The sequence below is a fragment of the Acinetobacter sp. DSM 11652 genome (assembly GCF_900109815.1).
Taxonomy (GTDB): domain Bacteria; phylum Pseudomonadota; class Gammaproteobacteria; order Pseudomonadales; family Moraxellaceae; genus Acinetobacter.
On record NZ_FOBK01000001.1, the window covers coordinates 31,771 to 52,841 of the forward strand.

A 21,071-nucleotide genomic window follows, 5' to 3' on the forward strand; every position below is an offset into this window, starting at 1 on the left:
CTTTAACGAAGATGTTGAAGGGGGATAAAATTAATTCATTCTGGTCAGTGTAAATGTGCCTTCATCTGCTACGGTAAAGCTTAAACTTTGAGTAGAAATTTGTAATGGTAAGCCTAAATGCGCGTCTGTATTGGATAATCCAGCACAACCATTTGTATCAATGCTGAGGGGCGTGGTAACAAAGAGCTTGTTGTCGCGTAATTGATAACGACCATACTCAATACCAGGGCCACCACAAGGTCCGTCATATGGATCTGGTTGATCATCGCCAACAGCATCAACCATAATAAAAGTGTTATTAGAATTAAATACGAAAATTTGTTTACCACTTGAGGACTGCCATGCGCCTACAATTCCACTATTATTTCGAGGAACTCGCGTAAACTCTGCACTTTCATCAGGATTTTCAGCTTCAGAAATCTTAAGTATAGAACCATCAAAAGATAGTTTCATTGAACGCGATTCCCCATGATCGAGAAGTCCCCAATCTTCATTGGTATCAATCACAGGCGTAGTAATATTTATTGAAGAAGCGTATAAACTTCCACTTAGGGCATCTAGATTTATTTTGGCGTATTCCATGCCATTTGAAGAACTATTAGGCTCGTTCGGGATTGGTTCGCCGAGCATATATTCGCCATTCTCTCCAATAAATAACACAATTTCAGACTCATCATTTTTTGCATACCATACGCCTTGAATATCTTTGAGCAGTGAGCTGCTAAAATGTTCTTTAGCTTGCTCTTCACTGACTACTATATTGGAGGCAATTTCAGGAATATTGATAATTTGACCTTGAAGTCGCTCTCTAAAATCACTTGTCGTGTTGCTGAAATCAATCGCTGAAGGCGAGAGAGTTGAAACATCATCTGGGATTTGTATGGTCTCTTTATCCTCATCGATATCCAATGATTGTAAAAAAATCAGTAGATTGATAATTCTCTTGTTACGTTCATCTGCATTTAAATCTTCATCCACGAGTTCATTCGGTGTCACACGAGCTAAGCCTTGTACAGTACCAATTTCGATATCACCAATTTTAAATGTAATGACATCTCCATCTTGATATTCAAATTCCCCATTTGCATTGGTTTTCTTCGTATTGTCATTATTGCCATTCACGATATACGTCGCACCTGCTACTGGGCTGTCAGTCAGTATTCCTATTTTAATCTGATCATCATTTTTTGCGGATTTATCCGAACCACCACAAGCTGCTAAACAGGTACTGAGCGCCAGTGTTAGAAGAGCTTTTTTCATCATTTCCCCCAAATCATTCGTATTTTTGTACCTCGAATATAGTTTTAAAAAATTGAATATGACTATCCTCAAATTGGGAGGGGGTGATGGCATTAATGCTGCGTAATTTTAGAAGTTTTTTACTTTTGAGAAATTGCGCATATTTTTTTTGAAGGATCAGATAAGCGGTTCATAGGTGAGGGCTTCATATTCTCTTCTTAATTCAATCAATGTTGATCGTTTCTGTTATTAGTTCTTGTTTTTTTATTCATAGTCACTGAATATCAATTAAATTTTTATATATTTTAATGAAAACACTTTCTAGAATTCTTTTGACGGCTTAACGACTATGTTATCTAAGTTCTTTATTGAACGACCTATTTTTGCTGGCGTACTTGCGATTATTGTCATGGCAATTGGTATATTTGCGGTGATGAGCTTACCGGTAGAACGCTATCCTGATATTGCTCCGCCAAGAATTACTGTATCAGCAACTTACACAGGAGCTGATGCCGAAACAGTTGAGGAAAGTGTCACACAGGTCATAGAACAACAAATTAAAGGAATTGATAACTTACTTTATTTTAGCTCTACCAGTAATGCATCTGGGAATAGTAGAATTAGTTTAAGTTTTGAAAACGGAACTGATCCAGACACAGCACAAGTCCAAGTTCAAAATAGCATTAATGGGGTGATCAATCGTTTGCCTGAAGACGTGCAGCGTCAAGGGGTCAATGTCTATAAATCCTTAGGTGACACCTTTATGGTGGTGGGGTTATATGACACTACTAACCAAAGTAATAATATTGCGTTGTCAGATTATTTGGCTGATCACATTGAACCAGAAATTGCGCGTGTAGAAGGTGTTGGTGAGGTTGATGTCTTTGGTTCTCAATATGCCATGCGTATTTGGCTAGATCCGAACTTATTGAAACAATATCAGTTGATGCCTAGTGATATTCGTGCCGCAATTGAAGCACAAAATACACAAGTTGCTGCAGGTGGAATCGGAGATTTACCGACAGTAGCAGACCAGTATCTTAATGCAAAAGTTACCGCTGGATCACGACTAAGAACAGTCGATGAATTTAAAAATATCATTGTCAAAGCGACCGCTGATGGAAGTTTTATTTATTTAAAAGATGTGGCGCGCGTTGAGTTAGGTGCTGAAAATTATCAAGCTTTTAATACTATTAATGGATCACCTTCAGCAGGCTTGGCTGTTTCAATGTCATCTGGTGCAAATGCTCTTGCAACCTCAGCTAAAATTAAAGAAGTGCTTGAGGACATTAAGAAAAAACTTCCTGAAGGCTATCAAATTGTATACCCACGAGATAACACGCCGTTTGTTCAAGAGTCCATTAAAGAAGTTGTAAAGACCTTAGTTGAAGCCATTATCTTGGTTGTGTTGGTCATGTTTATCTTTTTACAAAGCTGGCGCGCAACACTTATTCCAACGGTCACGGTTCCTATTGTTATTTTGGGCACTTTCGCCGTCTTATTTGCACTCGGAATGACCATCAATACGTTGACACTTTTTGCATTAGTACTTGCGATTGGATTACTTGTAGATGATGCAATTGTGGTGGTCGAAAATGTCGAACGTTTGATGCATGAAAAGGGGCTATCTGCAAAGCAAGCGTCTATCTTATCTATGCAAGAGATGACGGGGGCTTTAATTGGAATTACAGTGGTGCTAACTGCAGTATTTATTCCGATGGCTTTTTTTACAGGATCGACAGGAGTTATATACCGTCAGTTTTCAATTACCTTGATTGCAGCCATGTCACTGTCATTGTTGGTCGCGTTAATTCTCACACCAGCATTGTGTGCGATTATTCTTAAACCTAAACAACAAGAAGCAAAATGGGCGACATGGTTTAATACAAAAATGGAATCATTACGATTGCATTATCTAAAGTGGGTTGAAAAAAGCCTGTCACTAAAATGGATCGTTTTAACCAGTTTTGCTGGGTTAATTGTGATTTTTGCTTTGTTTTATAAGTCGCTTCCAACCAGCTTTATTCCAAGTGAAGATCAAGGTTTTATCAGTGTCCAATTCAGTTTACCTGAAGGCGCACCTATGACAGAAAGTCAGCTTGTTGGTGAAAGTATTCGAGAGTATTTTCTTGAACAAGAAAAACAGAATGTTAGGTTGGTTCAAATTCGTTATGGACGAAATTTTTCAGGAACGGGTCAAAATTTAGGAACAGGATTTGTAGCATTACATCATTGGGATGATCGTCCAGGTGAGGCAAACTCTGCACAATCCATTCGTGAACGAGCGATGGAGTTCTTTAGAAAAGACAGTCGCGCTCGGATTATGGTGAGTTTGCCAGGTTCTGTAAGTGGTCTTGGCGATACAAACGGCATCGAGTTTTGGCTGCAAGATTTAAATGGACAAGGACGACAGTATTTAGAAGATCAATTTCAAGCGCTAGAACGACAGGCAATCAACTTCACGACTTTTGAAAATTTGGGCAAACGTTCTAATCCAGATAAAGCCAAATTGAAAGTGAATATCAATCAAAAATTAGTGATGGCGAATGGTCTTTCACAATCTGCGATTAATAGCACTTTGGCTGCAGCTTGGGGTGGTTCTTATGTGAACGACTTTATTGATCGCGGACGTATTAAACGCGTCATGATGCAGGGGGATGCCGAGTATCGTTCAAAGCCTGAAGATCTCAATTTATGGTCTGTACGAAATAATCAAAATCAAATGATTTCATTTGGTAATTTTGCCACTGTGGATTGGGATGGAGGCCCTGATGTGGTGACTCGTTTCCAAGGTTATTCCGCGCTACAAATGGAAGCAGACACTGCAAAAAATGTGAGCAGTGGTGCTGCAATGCGTGATATCAAGTCTATGGTTGATCAATTAGATGGGGTTGGGCTAGCATGGAGTGGATTATCGTTTCAAGAGCAACAATCGAGTACACAAGCCATTTGGCTTTATCTCATCTCTGTTGGCTTTATCTTTCTATGTTTGGCTGCCTTATATGAAAGTTGGTCGATACCTTCTGTTGTGATTGCTGCTATTCCATTGGGTATTGGCGGTAATATTATTTTTAGTTGGTTGGTCGGATTTCCAAATGATATTTACTTCCAAATTGCGTTACTTACGACGATTGGATTGTCATGTAAAAATGCCATCTTGATTGTTGAATTTGCGGCAATGGCTCAGGAGCGTGGAGCTAACGCGATTGCTGCTGCTTTAAAAGGTGCAAGTTTACGCTTACGTCCAATTTTAATGACTTCACTTGCTTTTGGTGCAGGGGTCATACCTTTGGTATTTGCTTCAGGTGCGGGTGCTGCCAGTCGTCAAGAAATTGGTGTCAGTGTCCTTGGTGGCGTAATTTTCGGCACAATTTTAGTTCTTGTCTTTATTCCCTTTATGTTTGTTATCGTTCGGAATATTTTCAAATATAAATCAAAATCAGCATCTGAAACTTAATATGGTATCCGCAGTACAGCGAGTACTGTACTGCGGTTGATCTAATCCATTTTTAAATATCAGTTTTTGACAAGATCAATACGCACTAACATTTTCAATTAGTGTTAGCATGCCTTGCGTAATTCTAAACGATAATAAATGAAGCGATTATGGATCAAATTAAACAAGATCATAAAATTGAAGCATTACAACAAGCATTGATCAATTCTGATGTCGCTCAGATTGATCATATTGCGGATACGATTAATCCTGCAGATTTGGCTTTGTTTTTACAGCAATTAGAAATTGATCAACAAATACAACTTATCCACCATTTAGAAAACGCAGCATATGTATTTGAATTTCTGCCACTCAATCATCAAGTACAGTTGGTTAAAAAAATGGACGGTAAAAGTACAGTCCAGTTAATTGGTTCAATGCATTCAGATGCTCGAACTGATTTGTACAAAGCTTTACCGGATCAAATAAAAACATTTGTTTTTGCGAATTTAGATAGAGAAACAAAGCAGCAAGTTCAATCTTTGGCACTGTATGCTGAGGAAACGGCTGGTGCGATCATGACATCTGATTATGTCACTTTGCCATCAGACATCTCAATGCAACAAGCTTTAGAGATTTTGCGTCATTCCGCCAAAGATACTGAAACCTTATATCTGATCTATATTACCAATCAATTTCAGAAACTTGAGGGTGTAATTTCTCTTCGAGAAATTGTGCAAGCACCTTTGGATAAAACAGTCCAAGAAGTCATGACCACTGAGGTCATTTACGGACGGGTAGATGAGGATCAGGAATCAGTGGCAAAAAAATTAAGCCACTATGATTTTATCGCCTTACCCATTTTAGATCATGATGATCATCTACTCGGTATCGTCACTTATGATGATGCTATGGATGTATTCCAAGAAGAATTTACCGAGGACTTTTTGAAAAGTGGGGCGGTAGAGCTTAAAGAAAATATCAGTATTCGTTCAGCACCAATATTATTTTTATTTAGACAACGTGTTTTTTGGCTAGTGTTTCTGGTCTTTGGCAGCCTACTTTCGAGTATTGGGATCGCCCATTATGAAGACATCATTGCTGCGCATATTGTTTTGGTTTTCTTTTTACCGCTATTGGTTGGGAGTGGTGGTAACGCAGGCTCCCAATCTGCAACCTTGATGGTTCGAGCAATCGCAACTGGCGATGTAAAAGCCAAGGATTGGTTTGTGTTGCTTGGTCGTGAAGCGATGGTTGCTCTATGTCTGGGTGCAACGATGGCTGCAGCTGTTTCAATTCTTGGCTATATCCGTGGAGATATGATGGTCGCTTTCGTGCTTGCGATCAGTATGATGGGTATTGTCATGATGGGCTGTCTGATCGGGATGAGTTTACCATTTGTACTCAATAAACTAGGACTCGATCCCGCAAGCGCATCTGCACCCTTGGTCACTTCAATATGTGATGCAACTGGTGTATTGGTCTATTTATTTATTGCTTCACAACTCTTATTCTAAGGCTATGACTGATGGAGAATCTTTGCAGGATGTTGCTTAAATGACAAATAAAAATAAATTAACCCAAGCTGAAGTCATCAAAATGGAACGCGATCTTGCCAAGTTCGCAAACATGATGGATTCCGTCGTAAGAATTCCATTCACTAAACAAGGGGTAGGGGCTGATGCAGCATTGAGTACGATTCCTGTGGCGGGTGACGTAGCTGGATTTGTACTTACGTGTTATGCAGTATTACAAGCTCGAAAAATCGGTGTGCCCCAATCTAAATTGAATGGCGTGCTTAAACTTGCTGTGATGGATGGTGTAGTAGGTTTAATCCCTGTTGCAGGTACACTCTTTGATGTGTTTATTCGACCGAGTCGCAAGGCTTTAGATGTGGTTCATGATCATATTCGTGAAGAGTATCAGATTCATTCAGACCATCATGTGGTACACCCATTTTTACATGAAAACTTAGAGCGTAAACAGCAGAACTCTGCCTTCTGGCGAAATCCTGTCGTGGCATGGATTTGGATTCATATTCCTGATTTACTGGGTCTTCTGTTTTTAATTATTTTTGGTGTTGCCTTATGGTTTGGTGTCACGTTCTTATGGCAATGGTTTCAATCTATTTAAAGTGTTATAGATTTGAGTCCATTAAAAAAGCCTCCCTATGGAGGCCTTTTTTTAGAAGCAGATTAAGGACAATCAAGTTGTTGTAATGCTGCTACACGTTGCTCAATTGTTGGGTGTGTTTGGAAGAGTGCAGCAAGGCTGAATCCTTCTTCACGACCTGATGAAATTGAGAACGCTTTCATTTCTTTAGGCATTTGATCTGGCATTTCAGTTTCTGCTTGCAAGCGAAGTAATGCACTGATCATGGCTTGTTTACCTGCTAAACGCGCGCCAGCCTCATCAGCACGATATTCACGATAGCGAGAGAACCACATCACAATTGCCGAAGCAAGAATACCGAATACGATATCTAACACGATTGTAATGAGGAAATAGCTCCAGCCCGGTGCTTCACCTTCTTCACGACCAAATACATTGCGATCTACAAAGTCGCCGACGATACGCGCGAAGAACATCACAAACGCGTTGACTACACCTTGGACTAAAGCAAGGGTGACCATGTCACCATTTGCAACGTGACCAATTTCATGCGCCAACACTGCACGTAATTCATCTTTATTCATGCGTTCCAATAAGCCTGTTGAAACAGCGACTAAAGCATCGTTTTTGTTCCAACCAGTTGCGAAAGCATTTGATTGATAAGATGGGAAAATACCAACTTCTGGCATTTTAATACCAGCACGTTGAGAAAGTTGTGCCACTTCATTGAGTAACCATGCTTCCGCTTGGTTGCGTGGAGCATTGGGATCAATTAACTCTGTACCTGTGGTTTTCTTTGCAATCCACTTTGACATGAATAGGGAGATTAAAGAACCCACCATACCAAAGACAAAACAGATCACAAGTAAATTGCCAAGATTCAAGCCACCCGCGCCATGGTAACTACCGACACCGAAGAGTGACAAGATTATGCCAGCTACCACCAGTACCGCGAGGTTGGTCAGCAAAAACAAACCAATCCGCATCATCGAGAAAATCCTCTTATAAATAAAATTTAATAAGCTTTTTGAATTAAAAAACCTACGTCAAATATGCTTTCGAATAGGGAAAATTTCAAGAAAAAAATAAAAAATATAACGAAAAAAATTGAGATTAATTCGAAATATAGATCTTCGCTGATGCTGTGGCATTATTTGTAGAATATGAACCAGCTGGTGCGTCAGTAAAACTGCCATCAGCGGCCACAATAATTTGGCGAGGAGGTGACTTTGGTTTAGATGGTGCAGTCACTTGAGCTGATAAATTCTGATTGTTATAGCTCGGTGAACTTAACTTAGAAGATACCGATGCTGAATAACTATTGATTGGATTTGAGCCTACACCATTGGCGTATAAATTATTGTAACGACTGAGTACACGTCTGACATAGTCTTGAGTTTCACGAAAGGGCGGTATTCCACCATATTTAGCAACATTTCCTTCGCCAGCATTATAACCCGCTAATGCCAATTGCGTATTGCCATTAAAGCGTTTCAATAGCCAAGCCAAATATTTTGCACCAGCGAAAATATTTTGTTCAGGATCATATGCATTATTGACATTAAATCGTTGTGCAGTCGCAGGCATCAATTGCATAAGACCCTGAGCACCAACAGGGGAGCGTGCATGTATATTAAAACCAGACTCTGTGTGCATCACCGCTTTAATGAGTCCTTCAGAAATGCCGTGTCGTTGAGCTGCTTGGCGAATATAGCCATCAAAGGCATTTCGATTTTTACTATGGCTTGGGAGAACAGATGCTTCGTTGCTTCCCCAATTGCTGTAACTATGAATATTGCTATCTGGATAGTAGGTTTTCTTTTCAACTTTAAGATGGTTGTATTTGTTTTTGCGGTTGGTCAGTACGGTAGTGCCGTTTGAATCTTTCAGCTGATAGATTGTTTGACCTGCAGAAGCCTGTGGCGAGAATATTAGAAAATTCACACACCCAAATAACGCTATGACTTTTATTTTATTTGTAGTTTTCATCATTCGAACACTATTTTTGTCCCTAAATGATATGTGGGTGATTTTCTGCAATGGAGATGTCTCTCGACTATGTAATGTTTTTTAACAATTCGTTGTAAAAAAATCAAGTCTTAATTGTTGGCTTAATATCCAAAAAAATTATTTATTTTTATTTATAAACAACTGCTTGACACATATAAGTTATTGAATTTTAAGGATATAGAATAGTGGTTAAAAAATGGTCAATCTAAGGGAAAGCACCATCTTATCTTGCCAAAACTTTGTCAACCCCTAAAAAGTCCACAATTTTATCCACAGGTTTTGTGGAAAACTGTGGAAAAGTCCAAAAGATAAGCAATTCGACTAAAAAATGAACCCAAGCGTCCATTTTAGATGTGTGAATAAGACAGTGTTATGAAAAAATAAAAATTAGATGTAAAAAACAGATTCTTTAGATGCGATTAAGCACTGAATCGGCTAAAATTGCGCAGTATTTTTTTTATGGTTAATGTCGTCTATGTACTCGCCAGTTGAATCCAACCAAGGATTTAATTTTAAGCCAGAGCCACCTACAAGTTCTGCATATTATCGTTTATTAAAAAAACTTCGTCGTCAAGTAGGTCATGCAATCCGTGACTACAAAATGATTGAGGATGGCGATAAGGTCATGGTATGTATTTCAGGTGGTAAAGATAGCTATACCATGCTGGACATTCTCCTGCAGTTTAAACGCATAGCACCAATCAATTTTGATGTTGTGGCTGTGAATCTTGATCAGAAACAACCAGGGTTCCCTGAGGATGTATTACCCCGTTATTTAGAAGAAAATAACATTCCGTACTACATCTTAGAAAAAGATACATATAGCATTACCAAAAAGCTTACACCTGAAGGTAAAACCTATTGTGCAGTGTGCTCACGCTTGCGCCGTGGTTCTTTATATGGTTTTGCTCAAGAAATTGGCGCGACCAAAGTTGCTTTAGGTCATCATCGTGATGATATTATGGCAACGTTCTTCTTGAACCTATTCCATGGCGGTAGTTTAAAGGCGATGCCACCAAAACTACTTTCATCGGATAAAAAGAATATTTTGATTCGTCCTTTGGCGTATGTTGAAGAGAAAGACATCATCAAATACGCTGAAATGCGCAAATTCCCAATTATTCCATGTAACTTGTGTGGTTCGCAGGAAAACTTACAGCGCGCAATCATCAATGATATGTTGCGTGAATGGGATAAAGCTCATCCAAAACGTTTACACAGCATTTTTGGCGCGTTACAGAATGTCTCGCCATCGCAATTGGCTGACCGAGATCTTTTCGATTTTGAAGCCTTAGATGGACAACGTGAAGTTGATTTTGATGTGACTTGCTCAACAGCCGAAGGGGACACACCAAATAAGCGTATTAGCATGGTCAATCTCGGTTTTGCTGCTGAGTAATTCGTCTTAATTTAAAAAGCACTTTTCGAAGTGCTTTTTTTATTTCTTAGATTTTTACATTTTAATGAAGGCGTTGAGTCGATTTACAAAATGATGTTTTTTGTCACTTTAGGTCGTAGTACCGATACAAAAAATCATTGACAAACTTGTGAAAAAATAAAGATTTGATGATATTTAGACGATTAGTTTTATTTACAAAAAAAATAGAACGCAGAGTACAAAAAAACGTATCGCATTTGGAAAATATCATGCTATAACTCTCTCAAGCGTAAAGCTTCTACATGTTGTTATCTTGGATAGGTAACGCAATAAATTGAATAAATACATCGAGGAAAGAACATGCCTGCATTTTTAACTGATGATTGGTTTGCAAACGTTGAGAAACTTACAGCTGAAGCTGGTGATTTGAACTTACCACCATCATTAGCAAATCTAGCATTGAATCTTGTAGTAACAGGTAGCGAAGGAACGACTGAATTAGCGCTTGATAGCGGTAAGATCCAAAAAGGCGCTTCTGCGAATGCTAAAACAACTTTAAACTTAGATGCGGATACTTTACGCAAAGTATTCTTAGAGTTTGACATGGCTGCTGCTATGCAAGCATTTATGACTGGTAAAATCAAAGTTCAAGGCGATATGTCTCAATTGATGGCTTTACAAACAGCGAAGCCAAGCCAAGAACAAAAAGATTTGTTCAAAAAAGTTTTAGAGCAAACTACTTAAGACTTTTAAACAAAAAAAAGCTTACCTTTAGGTAAGCTTTTTTTTGTTAAATACTCACCAAACTTGGTGTCGTTTTAATATGTTCTAAATAAGCACGAATACGAGTGACGTATTGGATCGCTTGCTTATAACGCGTATTGTGCGATTGATTACGGTAAAGAAAATCATATACCTGTATCCAATCATTCGGATTTTTTCCTTGGGCTTTTAGGCGCTTCATAATCGCATCTGTGGCACCTGGCCCCATATTGTAAGCCACGAGGGCATACCAATAACGATCATGTTTAGGAATATAATCATATTTCGACATCATCAGATCAAAATACTTCGCACCACCTGCAATACTTTGAGCAGGATCAACACGATTCGACACACCCATTGCTTTTGCTGTGTTGTTGGTGAGCATCATGATGCCACGCACACCTGTAGGAGACACAGAATTCGGTTTTAAGAACGACTCTTGATAGCCTATCGCAGCGAGGAAGTGCCAATCTAAGTCGTATGTTTGGGCTGACTTTTTAAAGCTAGCTTTATAAATTGGCATACGTGTTTTCAGATTGCGCTGAATAGTATCCCAATCATCTTGTTTAACCACGTTGCGGTTGTAGAAAGATGCCATTTGACGGATAGCACCATTTTGCTTGCTTTGACAAACAAAACCGCTGGCAGTATCTGTTAAAGGATCAGCAGCATTTTTAAAAACCCAATTGATTTCTGGATTAAGCCCATTTTTGCGTAAGCTTTCAAGGTCACCACATGATGCGGAAAAACCTGAAAGATTCTTTTGCTCAATGGTCATGATCGATGCTGTGGTCACCGCGAAATGAGCTTTACCTTGCTGCACCATTTTCAAAGCGGCTTCATTACTTTGAACCGTTTTAAAATCGAGTTTTACATTTAAGTTTTGAGCGTAACTGCTCACCAAGTCATAGCCAAAGCCATGTTTGAAGTTACCGTCTTTAAAAACCACGGTGGGATTTGACACGGCCACCACTGTAAGCTTGTTCGAATTTACAATGGAGTTGTATTGGTTGTCGGTCTTTGTTGCATTTAATGCATGAAATGGGATAAATGCTGTAGCGAGGACCATCGCTTTAAACGAGAGAGAAGAAGTTAGTGAATTAAGGCAAAGCCTCGATCCAGTGTTTGAACTACTGCGCATGTTGTCTCCGCTACAAGTAATTTATGCCCAAAAAAAGCAAAAGCAGTACCGCCTTAAACTTTTATTTAAAGTTGATAAATTCAATTAGGGTGGGCGTCATGAACGTCATTCAAAATGACATGTGTGGGTGGATAAAATATTGAAGAAAAGATCTTCGTACAAAAAGTAATCAAGATAAAACATGGGCGCATATTAATGGTCAATTTTACTCATGTCAAATTTTGTACAAAAAAAAATAAAAAACATGGTTTTAAGATATTGATAAATAAAAAGAAAAAACTTTATAAAATTTTTCCATGTAGAAATGCGGTATAAAATGTTGCAATGTGTCGCTATAACGTAAGCAAAATACTCATTTTATCGCCTATGAAATCGAATTTAATTACCCGAAGTGGGCATGACAAATTGGTCGCAGAACTACAATACTTATGGCATGAGGAACGACCTGAAATCACCAAAAAAGTGAATTGGGCTGCCAGTTTAGGTGATCGTTCTGAAAACGCAGATTATCAATACAATAAACAAATTTTACGAAAAATAGACCGTCGTGTTCGTTACCTCGGTAAACGACTTGAAGAGTTGCGAATTATCGATTTTTCTCCTGAACAAGAGGGCAAAGTATATTTTGGAGCTTGGGTAGACATCGAGAACGAGGAAGGACAATTAAAGACGATTCGGATTGTCGGTGTAGATGAAATTTATGATCATCATCCTCAACATATTTCAATAGATTCACCTATGGCACGTGCAATGTTAGGTAAGCAAGTAGATGATGAATTTGAAGTACATACCCCCTTGGGGAAAAAAACATGGTTTATTAATTCAATTCGGTATGAAAAGCTCGAAAATTCAGCAAAATAGTGCTTTTTGATTTAAAAATAGGCAGGCGAGCAAAATTTCTTAGAAAAGTGTTTGCCAATTTTAAAAAATATTTATATGATAGCCGCCATTGGAAGCGTGGCAGAGCGGTTTAATGCACCGGTCTTGAAAACCGACGAGGGTGTGAGTCCTCCGTGAGTTCGAATCTCACCGCTTCCGCCAAATTTAAAAAAAGCCACTAATCATTAGTGGCTTTTTTATTTTCTTCATGTTCGTGCGATACTAAGACAGATATTTACTGTTTTATTTAATTTTTTGAGCAAGTCATAAAAAAACCACCCTAAGGTGGTTTCTCTACAGCGTTTAAGCCACTTTTTCTGGAAGATCGAACCAAATCACACGAGCATCTTCTGATGCTTCAATCTGCGTTGGATCAATAAATGCAATAGCATCTCCAGCATTCACGGTGTGTTCAGCGACTTGAATTGAACCACTAATCACATGTAGATAACTGACATGTTGTGTTGCAACAACTTCAAGTGTATGACCTTTCTCCAAAACAGCTGTTTTAACCTCCGCATTTTGGCGAATATGCATGGGTGCTTGTTCGGTCGGTCCACAAATCAGATGCCATTGGTTCGGTTGTTCAGCAGGATCGAGTTGAATTTGTTGGTAATTCGGCTCTGCATCGCGCTGATTTGGAATAATCCAGATTTGCAGTAAGTGAACTGTTTCATCACCCTGGTTGATTTCACTGTGTTGAATGCCTGTACCTGCACTCATCAGTTGCCATTCACCAGCTTTGATATCACCGTGGTTACCCATACTATCTTTATGTGTAATCGCTCCCTGCAATACACAGGTGAGAATTTCCATATTGTCGTGTGGATGTGTACCGAAGCCTTGATGCCCAGCAATGAGGTCATCATTAATGACACGGAGAGCACTGATGCCCATGTGGTTAGGGTCATACCAGCTCCCAAATGAGAAGCTGTGTTTGGATTCTAACCAACCCATTTTTACATGACCACGTGATTCACTGCGATGTAAATAAGCATTCATGATGATGCTCCTTTCATTATTCTTAAAGATGATGTTATTTTAATAGTTTAAAATGAATAAGATAGTGGATTAGGACAACGTATCGTTCTAATTTTGAAACATAAAAAGGATAAAAAAGCCTGCTTGAAGCAGGCTTTTTATAAATTGGATTATTCTAAGAATTTTACTGTAACGCCAGAACGAACTTTATTACCCAAATCATTCGCATCCCAGTTGGTTAAGCGGATACAACCGTGTGAAGCTGTCTTTGAAATACTTGATGGGTTAGGTGTGCCGTGAATACCGAACGATTTTTTGCTTAAACCGATCCAGATATTACCTACAGGGCCATTAGGACCAGGTGGTAATGAAAGTGGCTTCAAATTTTTACCTTGTACAAAGTTACTTGGTGAATAGCTATACCAAGGGTTTTTCGCTACACCAGTAATTTTGTATGTTCCTGTCGGCGATGGAGTGTCAGCACTACCGATGGTTGCTGGGAATGAGCCAACCATTTGGTTTTGTTGGTTAAACAAATAAAGTTGTTTAGCGCCTTTATGAGCCACGATTAAATGAATATTTTCTGGAAGTTCATTGCGAATGTTGGTCACAATAAGCTTTTCACCCGCTTTCTTAAATGTCGCTTTAGGATTTAGTTTCTTGAGAAACTCTTCATCCATATGGAATTTTTCAGCCAGCATTTCACTTACACGAGTGTAATACAGACCTTTCATTTTCGCTTGTAAAGCATAGTCATGAGGAATTGAGGCTGCATAAGGACCTTTTAGGTCTGCTTCGGTAATCGTATATTCAACATAAGCAGGTTTACCAGCTTGGCGTGCAACTAGAGCATCCCAAGTTTCTTTCGTCAAAACACCTGTAGCCTTTAAACCATTCATTTGCTGGAATGAAGCAATTGCTTTAAGTGTATTTTTTCCACTTGTACCGTCAATAGCACCTGGTGAAGCATGTGAATTATTTAACATTACATGTGCACGGGCATATACAGGGAATTGACCTTTGCCAATATTTTCATACCATTCAGCATTATTCAGACTGTCTAGCGTCCATGAATTTGCTGTAGCAGGTGCTGATGTAGATGGAGCTGAATTTGTCACTGCTGAAGATGCAGGTGCACTGCCAATGTCCGCAGTGCTATCCTCAGTTCTTTCTAGGTTTTGAAGCGTATCTGCAGCTTGATTTAGATCATTTTGCTCTTGCTGGCTAATTTGGGCTTCAGAGCTAGATTCTACCGCGAGAGGATCAATTGGATCTTGAATAGTATCTAAACTCGTTTTTGTAATTGGAGAAAGCGGTTGTTCAGCAGTACCAGAAGCAGCCAATGCAGTTCCAGACATAATACAACTTAAACTCAAAGCAAGAATTGAGCGAACGAACATGTAATTCAACCTTAAGAATTATTCATATTGATTTATAAAAACACGGATAAAGTATTGCAGAAAAAACACGGATATGCAGTATTTGTTTTGTTTAAATCAAATAAATTCCGATAGTCTCAATCTTTATTTTCATTCTAACTAAATACTTTAAAGTGCAGCTTTTTGGTATGATGAATGGAATTTCAATTTTGCATCGAGAATGTAAATGACGACCTTAAAAAATGATCGTTTTCTGCGTGCCTTATTACGTGAACCTGTGGACTGCACGCCAGTTTGGATGATGCGTCAGGCCGGTCGATATTTACCTGAATATCGTGCGACACGCGCAACTGCGGGAGATTTTCTTTCTTTATGCAAAAATAATGACTTTGCTTGTGAAGTGACTTTACAGCCGCTTCGTCGCTATGACTTAGATGCAGCCATTTTATTTTCAGATATTTTGACTGTTCCTGATGCTTTGGGCTTAGGACTTTATTTTGAAGCTGGGGAAGGACCAAAATTTAAGAAAACAGTCCGTACTGAGCAGGATGTAGCCCAATTACCAAAAATTGATGCTAAATCGGACTTAGACTATGTCATGAATGCAGTGTCGACAATCCGATCAGCATTAGGTGGCCAGGTACCGCTAATCGGGTTTTCTGGGAGTCCATGGACACTCGCGACTTATATGATCGAGGGTGGGTCGAGTAAAGATTTCCGTTACACCAAGCAAATGATGTATGCACAACCTGAAGTTTTACATGCCTTGTTAGATCATTTGGCTGATTCAGTCATAGATTATTTGAACGCACAGATTGAGGCAGGTGCGCAGGCGATTCAAATTTTTGACAGTTGGGGTGGTGCACTTGCACATCGAGAATATCAAGAATTTTCCCTCAATTATATGCACAAAATCGTGAAGGGTTTAAAGCGTGAAAATGAAGGCCGCAAAGTACCAGTAATTTTATTTACCAAAGGTGGTGGTCAATGGTTAGAACCTATGATCGCAACTGGCGCAGATGCGTTTGGACTAGATTGGACAACCCCTTTAAATGTTGCACGTCAAACTGTTGCTGGTCGCGCTGCCCTACAAGGTAATTTAGACCCTGCAACATTATACGGCTCTCCTGCGAGTATCGAAAAGTCAGTAAAGTTAATGCTTGATGATGCATATGCTGCTGGTGAAAAAACGGGTTATGTTGCAAACCTTGGACACGGTATCACCCAATGGGTAGATCCTGCGAATCCTAAAGTTTTCATTGATACGGTACATGAGTACAGCGCAAAATATTTAGGCTAAACATTTAGGATGAATGTGTGAGCTTTTTAAAATCATTATTTGAGTTTCATTATAAGGCAGCATCCGCTGCCTTATTTGGTATTTTATTACTGCTAGCCTTTGCTATGACGGTTTCGATGGGGCATCAAGAATATTATGGATTGTACCGATACGACTACCTCTTGATTTATGCAATGGTTATTCAGGTCTGTTTACTGCTTTTAAAGTTAGAGTCTTGGGCTGAAGCCAAAGTTATTGCAATTTTTCATATGGTGGCCATGGTCATGGAGATTTTCCTGACACATCCACAGATTGCATCATGGCAATATCCGCAACCTGCGGTATTTAAGATTATGACCGTACCACTTTTTGCGGGATTTATGTATTCTGCCGTGGGCAGTTTTTTTGCTCGTTCATTCAGGCTCTATCGTGTAGAAATTGAGGACTTACCTAGTTTTTTTAATATGCTGAGTTTAGCGATCTTGTCCTATTTAAACTTTATGACGAAGTTCTTTATCCCAGATATACGATATTTACTGTTTGCATGGAGCGTGTTGATATTTTGGAAAACTAAAATAACGTTCAAGCTTAAATATCATGAGATGACCTTGCCAATGCTTCCTGTGCTTTTGTTGTTGGCATTTATTATTTGGATTGCTGAAAATATCAGTACTTTTTATCAAATTTGGTTGTATCCAACGCAAGTGGAACAGTGGCATATGGTGGGATGGGGGAAACTTGGTTCTTGGTATCTCCTACTAATGCTGAGTTTAGTATTGGTGTTAAAAATCTTAGGTGAACGGAATTCACAGGGTTTGTGGCGATTGAAGGGCGAATAAGTTAATTCATCAAAAAAACTCAATACTTGATGGCATTGGTAAGATTTGTTTTGCGTTCTTGGCTTGATATCGCTATGTTAAAGAAGTTCGTAAAAGAACAAAATTGGAACAATAAAGAACACTTGAGCACATCAAGTTTGGAGTGATGTTATGTATAAAAAATTAGCTTTAGCTGCGGTATTGGCAGTAGGATCAACAGCTGCATTTGCTGACCGTGATGTTGGTTGTGGTATCGGTTCACAAGTTTGGGCAGGTCAGTCTGGTAAAGTTGCAAAAATCTTAGCAGGTACGACCAACGGTTTATTTGCTAACCAATTATTCGGTATTACTTTCGGGACGTTAGGCTGTAGTGGTACAGGTACAGTAACAGCACAAGCAGTAACATTTACAAATGAAAATGCCGAAGCTCTTGCACGTGATATGGCGGTAGGTGAGGGGGAAAGTCTTAACGTCCTTGCAGAGCTTCTGAATATTAAATCTGAAGATAAAGCACGTTTCTTTGCAGTATCAAAAGAAAATTTCTCTGAAATTTATTCAGCGGACAATCAAGATGCATTCCAAGTCCTTGCATCTCTTCAAACTGTTATGTCTCAAGACGAAGTATTAAAAGCTTACGTTTAATTGCGAAAACCCTGTCTTATGGCAGGGTTTTTTTGTTTCATCATTATTAAGTTAATTTTATGAAATTTGCTTTTTTTTCTGCCTTGATTGTCAGTAGCTTTCTGACACATGCATATACTTCTCCAGTTGAACAATATATTGCACAAGCACAACACCATCAGCTTGATAAAAATAAAACTTGGCAAAGATTAATGTATGCACATCAAGCGAAGAGTGAAGTCAGCTATTCAGGATTTTTTTTTAGTGCAAATGGTGCAGATAATTTACAAGATGAGCTGAATGCAAATATTCGTGAATTATTTATAGATCGAGGACAAGATCAATCCATTATATGTCGTTTCCCAGCTCGCTCTGCATGGTTAATTGAACAACTGAAAATAAAACAAGAGGAGCTTCCTAAAGCAGATTGTCCTGCTCTAGAGGAATGGATTGGACAGATTAAACCGTATCAAGCAACATTGATTTATGCGACAGATTTCATGGGAAATCCAAGTTCGATGTTTGGTCATACCTTGCTACGTCTTGATCCTAAAGATCAAAAAGAGCTTAATCTTATTTCTTATGCAGTCAACTACGCTGCGACGGTCGAAAATAGTGATAGTTTTTCTTTTGCTTGGAAAGGCTTAACGGGTCAATATCCAGGTGAATATTCGTTAATGCCCTACTATCGAAAAGTAAAAGAGTATGGTGATTTCGAAAGCCGTGATTTGTGGGAATACGAATTAGCATTAAACCCAGAAGAAACCACACGTTTAGTACAACATATCTGGGAGTTAAAGCATGTCCAATTTCCCTATTATTTTATAAGTGATAATTGTGCCTACCGCTTATTGGGACTCATTGATTTGGTAAAACCCGATGCCAATCTACAAGCACAGTTTAGTCATATTGCAATTCCAGTCGAAACCATCAAAGCGGTGCAGCAGCAAGGCCTCATTAAAGATACTGTTTATCGCCCAGCACTTGAAACGCAGTTACTTCATCAAGCCAAACAACATGGTAATGACTTAGCACATTCGGCACATCAATTAACGCTTGTGCAACCAGCACAAATGCGTGAATTTTTAGCTCAATTTACGGCCAAGGATCAGGCGCGTATTCTTGAGATGGCATATGATCATTTGTATCTACAGCTTATTTCTCAAAAAATCGAAGCGAGTATTGCGCAACCTAAAATACGACAAATTTTGAGTTTAAGAAGCCAACTCCCTGTTGAAAAACAACGTACTGAAGTGGCAAGACCACGAATTGACCCAGTGGATGGGCATCATGCTCGAAAAACATCGATTGAATTTGGACAAGTGCAGGACGATACGTTTGTGCAAATCAACCATCGACAAGCCTATCACGATTTATCTGATCTTCAGGGGGGATACCGACTTGGAACGCAGTTGAAATTTCTTGAGGGGAGTCTTGAGTTTCGGAATGATCAACTCAAGTTTGCTGATTTGGATCTTTTAGAAGTGAATTCTTATAATCCAATTACACCTTTTAAGACGCCGTTGAGTTGGGGATTTGGATTCGGTTGGAAACAACTCTCAATTGATGATTCTGGAAATTTCAGTGATAGCGAGCAACATGGTGTTTTGAATCTATCAACACAGTTTGGATATAGTTGGGCAGATGCAGATCGTGAACACCTGTGTTATGCGCAGATGCAGAATCATATTCAAGCTGGAAAAATTTTAGAAAAGGGCTGGAGATTGGGGCTAGGGCCAACTGTAGGTTGTCAAAACTTATGGTCAGATCGAGTGAATAGCTTAGTGCAAATTGAAATCCCTTTTTGGGAAGATCAGCAGGCTTGGCAGCTCGGACTACGATCCTCAGTTCAGTATGCACTTAACTCGCAAAGTGCTATCTCTATTCACTGGAATTATCAATTACAAGAACAGCATGATTGGCATCAAACTAGTTTAGGATTTACACGCTATTGGTAAATACACAGTACTAGGAAGTACTGTGTTGAAAGGTGAGGCTTGTTTTTAAACGATTACATTCACATAGTACTTTTTCACTTTCTCAACGACTTCGAATGTTCCAATGAATCCTGGTGGTATTACACCTGCTTGACCTGCCGAAACTTCGATAAAGTGATTTTTACTTTGAGTGTGGATGCGAACTTTTCCTTCTATAATTTGAAAGAATTCTTGTTTATTGTCGGCAAATTGAATATTCCAAGCACCAACTTCACATTCCCAAATCCCACATTCCATATGCTCGTGTTCATAAAGACTGTAGGTGTGACGTTCGGGATTGCCTTGGACGAGACGATCAGGACGCGGGAAGTCGACTGATTTTTCTGCGTGTTGTTGACCTTGACCTGCAACATGAAGAGATGTCATATATTCACCTTAAGAAATTGAGCCTTGGAATACGGTCTAAAAAAAAACCTCAACAGGGTTGAGGTTTTTATGAATTAATAACTTTCTGGAACAGCGCTCAGAAACTCGCGACGTTCATCTTTGTTAGTTTTAAAGTCCCCAACAAATGATACTGTACGAGTAGTTGACTCTTGTTTGCCTACACCACGCATCATCATACACATATGTGCTGAATCAATGACAACAGCTACGCCTCTAGCACCAGTCACTTGAGCCACAGCTTCAGCAATCTGTTGAGTTAGATTTTCTTGAATCTGTAGACGACGGGCAAACATTTCAGTAATACGTGCAAATTTAGATAAACCTAAAACTTGACCTTCTGGTAAGTAGGCAATATGCACACGTCCATAGAAAGGCAGTAAATGATGTTCACAAAGCGAATAGAATTCGATGTTCTTGACCAAAACCATTTCACGGTTGTCTGAAGGGAAGACCGCATTGTTGGTCACTTCTTCAAGCGTTTGGCTATAACCTGACGTCAAATACGAAAAAGCTTTAGCAGCACGCATTGGTGTATCTTTAAGACCAGGACGAGTAAGATCTTCGCCAACGGCAGTTAAAATGTTGGCGTAGGATTGCTGCATAGACATAAGACGTGTTCACTTACACAGATGTTGAACAAGGACGGCAT

18 protein-coding genes and 1 tRNA gene are annotated in these 21,071 nt (G+C 39.1%); 11 read left to right on the plus strand and 8 right to left on the minus strand.

Annotated elements, in window-relative coordinates:
* Positions 1-30: 30 nt before the first annotated feature.
* Complete coding sequence (locus BMW42_RS00155) at positions 31-1,260, minus strand: hypothetical protein (protein WP_092765938.1); 1,230 nt, start codon at positions 1,258-1,260, stop codon at positions 31-33.
* A gap of 328 nt (positions 1,261-1,588) precedes the next feature.
* On the opposite strand from BMW42_RS00155, the gene BMW42_RS00160 reads away from it, so the two are divergent.
* The 3 genes from BMW42_RS00160 to BMW42_RS00170 all read left to right on the plus strand — a co-directional run bounded on the left by BMW42_RS00160 (position 1,589) and on the right by BMW42_RS00170 (position 6,808).
* On the plus strand, positions 1,589-4,696 hold the full coding sequence (locus BMW42_RS00160) for a multidrug efflux RND transporter permease subunit (protein ID WP_092765939.1): 3,108 nt from the start codon (positions 1,589-1,591) through the stop codon (positions 4,694-4,696).
* A gap of 158 nt (positions 4,697-4,854) precedes the next feature.
* Positions 4,855-6,192 (plus strand): magnesium transporter, encoded by a 1,338-nt coding sequence (mgtE, locus tag BMW42_RS00165; protein WP_416224307.1) that lies wholly within the window; start codon positions 4,855-4,857, stop codon positions 6,190-6,192.
* Between the two features lie 40 nt (positions 6,193-6,232).
* Positions 6,233-6,808 (plus strand): DUF4112 domain-containing protein, encoded by a 576-nt coding sequence (locus tag BMW42_RS00170; protein WP_035266953.1) that lies wholly within the window; start codon positions 6,233-6,235, stop codon positions 6,806-6,808.
* 62 nt (positions 6,809-6,870) lie between these two features.
* Here the strand turns inward: BMW42_RS00170 and htpX are convergent, their stop codons facing one another.
* Both htpX and BMW42_RS00180 read right to left on the minus strand, forming a co-directional pair.
* Positions 6,871-7,776 (minus strand): protease HtpX, encoded by a 906-nt coding sequence (htpX, locus tag BMW42_RS00175; RefSeq protein ID WP_035266954.1) that lies wholly within the window; start codon positions 7,774-7,776, stop codon positions 6,871-6,873.
* A 124-nt stretch (positions 7,777-7,900) separates the two neighbouring features.
* Positions 7,901-8,758 (minus strand): lytic transglycosylase domain-containing protein, encoded by an 858-nt coding sequence (locus BMW42_RS00180; protein ID WP_416224308.1) that lies wholly within the window; start codon positions 8,756-8,758, stop codon positions 7,901-7,903.
* Positions 8,759-9,272: 514 nt separating this feature from the next.
* Here BMW42_RS00180 and ttcA point away from each other — a divergent pair.
* Both ttcA and BMW42_RS00190 read left to right on the plus strand, forming a co-directional pair.
* Positions 9,273-10,196: a tRNA 2-thiocytidine(32) synthetase TtcA gene (gene ttcA, locus BMW42_RS00185; protein WP_035266955.1), complete on the plus strand. Its 924-nt coding sequence runs from the start codon at positions 9,273-9,275 to the stop codon at positions 10,194-10,196.
* Positions 10,197-10,535: 339 nt separating this feature from the next.
* Positions 10,536-10,919: an SCP2 sterol-binding domain-containing protein gene (locus tag BMW42_RS00190; RefSeq protein WP_092765941.1), complete on the plus strand. Its 384-nt coding sequence runs from the start codon at positions 10,536-10,538 to the stop codon at positions 10,917-10,919.
* A gap of 46 nt (positions 10,920-10,965) precedes the next feature.
* On the opposite strand, the gene BMW42_RS00195 is transcribed toward BMW42_RS00190, so the two are convergent.
* Entirely contained in the window at positions 10,966-12,081 is a 1,116-nt protein-coding gene (locus BMW42_RS00195) for a transglycosylase SLT domain-containing protein (RefSeq protein WP_035266964.1), read from the minus strand.
* A gap of 366 nt (positions 12,082-12,447) precedes the next feature.
* Between BMW42_RS00195 and greB the strand changes: the two genes are divergently transcribed.
* Both greB and BMW42_RS00210 read left to right on the plus strand, forming a co-directional pair.
* Positions 12,448-12,942, plus strand: a complete 495-nt coding sequence (greB, locus tag BMW42_RS00205) for a transcription elongation factor GreB (protein ID WP_092765943.1) — start codon at positions 12,448-12,450, stop codon at positions 12,940-12,942.
* Positions 12,943-13,032: 90 nt separating this feature from the next.
* A tRNA-Ser gene (locus tag BMW42_RS00210) sits at positions 13,033-13,122 on the plus strand.
* 141 nt (positions 13,123-13,263) lie between these two features.
* On the opposite strand, the gene BMW42_RS00215 is transcribed toward BMW42_RS00210, so the two are convergent.
* Positions 13,264-13,962, minus strand: coding sequence for a pirin family protein (locus BMW42_RS00215; protein ID WP_092765944.1), 699 nt, complete (start codon positions 13,960-13,962; stop codon positions 13,264-13,266).
* Between the two features lie 149 nt (positions 13,963-14,111).
* A complete protein-coding gene (locus BMW42_RS00220; protein ID WP_092765945.1) occupies positions 14,112-15,341 on the minus strand; it encodes a L,D-transpeptidase family protein in 1,230 nt (409 codons plus the stop codon).
* 205 nt (positions 15,342-15,546) lie between these two features.
* Between BMW42_RS00220 and hemE the strand changes: the two genes are divergently transcribed.
* From hemE to BMW42_RS00240, 4 genes are all read left to right on the plus strand, one after another.
* Positions 15,547-16,620: a uroporphyrinogen decarboxylase gene (hemE, locus tag BMW42_RS00225; protein WP_092765946.1), complete on the plus strand. Its 1,074-nt coding sequence runs from the start codon at positions 15,547-15,549 to the stop codon at positions 16,618-16,620.
* 17 nt (positions 16,621-16,637) lie between these two features.
* The gene (locus tag BMW42_RS00230) at positions 16,638-17,438 is read left to right on the plus strand and encodes a DUF817 family protein (RefSeq protein WP_092765947.1); all 801 of its coding nucleotides are present in this window, start codon (positions 16,638-16,640) and stop codon (positions 17,436-17,438) included.
* A 150-nt stretch (positions 17,439-17,588) separates the two neighbouring features.
* The gene (locus tag BMW42_RS00235; protein ID WP_035266978.1) at positions 17,589-18,059 is read left to right on the plus strand and encodes a DUF3015 family protein; all 471 of its coding nucleotides are present in this window, start codon (positions 17,589-17,591) and stop codon (positions 18,057-18,059) included.
* A gap of 59 nt (positions 18,060-18,118) precedes the next feature.
* Complete coding sequence (locus BMW42_RS00240) at positions 18,119-19,996, plus strand: Lnb N-terminal periplasmic domain-containing protein (protein WP_092765948.1); 1,878 nt, start codon at positions 18,119-18,121, stop codon at positions 19,994-19,996.
* A gap of 45 nt (positions 19,997-20,041) precedes the next feature.
* On the opposite strand, the gene BMW42_RS00245 is transcribed toward BMW42_RS00240, so the two are convergent.
* Complete coding sequence (locus BMW42_RS00245; RefSeq protein WP_092765949.1) at positions 20,042-20,401, minus strand: cupin domain-containing protein; 360 nt, start codon at positions 20,399-20,401, stop codon at positions 20,042-20,044.
* A 74-nt stretch (positions 20,402-20,475) separates the two neighbouring features.
* Positions 20,476-21,024: a GTP cyclohydrolase I FolE gene (folE, locus tag BMW42_RS00250; protein WP_171076769.1), complete on the minus strand. Its 549-nt coding sequence runs from the start codon at positions 21,022-21,024 to the stop codon at positions 20,476-20,478.
* Positions 21,025-21,071 lie beyond the last annotated feature (47 nt).

Bases quoted from the DNA above. Each gene is read 5' to 3' on its own strand.
- htpX (WP_035266954.1), bottom strand. From the start codon at position 7,776: ATGATGCGGATTGGTTTGTTTTTGCTGACCAACCTCGCGGTACTGGTG.
- greB (WP_092765943.1), top strand. From the start codon at position 12,448: ATGAAATCGAATTTAATTACCCGAAGTGGGCATGACAAATTGGTCGCA.
- folE (WP_171076769.1), bottom strand. From the start codon at position 21,024: ATGCAGCAATCCTACGCCAACATTTTAACTGCCGTTGGCGAAGATCTT.
- BMW42_RS00235 (WP_035266978.1), top strand. From the start codon at position 17,589: ATGTATAAAAAATTAGCTTTAGCTGCGGTATTGGCAGTAGGATCAACA.
- BMW42_RS00240 (WP_092765948.1), top strand. From the start codon at position 18,119: ATGAAATTTGCTTTTTTTTCTGCCTTGATTGTCAGTAGCTTTCTGACA.
- ttcA (WP_035266955.1), top strand. From the start codon at position 9,273: ATGTACTCGCCAGTTGAATCCAACCAAGGATTTAATTTTAAGCCAGAG.
- BMW42_RS00245 (WP_092765949.1), bottom strand. From the start codon at position 20,401: ATGACATCTCTTCATGTTGCAGGTCAAGGTCAACAACACGCAGAAAAA.
- BMW42_RS00195 (WP_035266964.1), bottom strand. From the start codon at position 12,081: ATGCGCAGTAGTTCAAACACTGGATCGAGGCTTTGCCTTAATTCACTA.
- BMW42_RS00190 (WP_092765941.1), top strand. From the start codon at position 10,536: ATGCCTGCATTTTTAACTGATGATTGGTTTGCAAACGTTGAGAAACTT.
- hemE (WP_092765946.1), top strand. From the start codon at position 15,547: ATGACGACCTTAAAAAATGATCGTTTTCTGCGTGCCTTATTACGTGAA.
- BMW42_RS00220 (WP_092765945.1), bottom strand. From the start codon at position 15,341: ATGTTCGTTCGCTCAATTCTTGCTTTGAGTTTAAGTTGTATTATGTCT.
- BMW42_RS00215 (WP_092765944.1), bottom strand. From the start codon at position 13,962: ATGAATGCTTATTTACATCGCAGTGAATCACGTGGTCATGTAAAAATG.
- BMW42_RS00155 (WP_092765938.1), bottom strand. From the start codon at position 1,260: ATGAAAAAAGCTCTTCTAACACTGGCGCTCAGTACCTGTTTAGCAGCT.
- BMW42_RS00170 (WP_035266953.1), top strand. From the start codon at position 6,233: ATGACAAATAAAAATAAATTAACCCAAGCTGAAGTCATCAAAATGGAA.
- BMW42_RS00160 (WP_092765939.1), top strand. From the start codon at position 1,589: ATGTTATCTAAGTTCTTTATTGAACGACCTATTTTTGCTGGCGTACTT.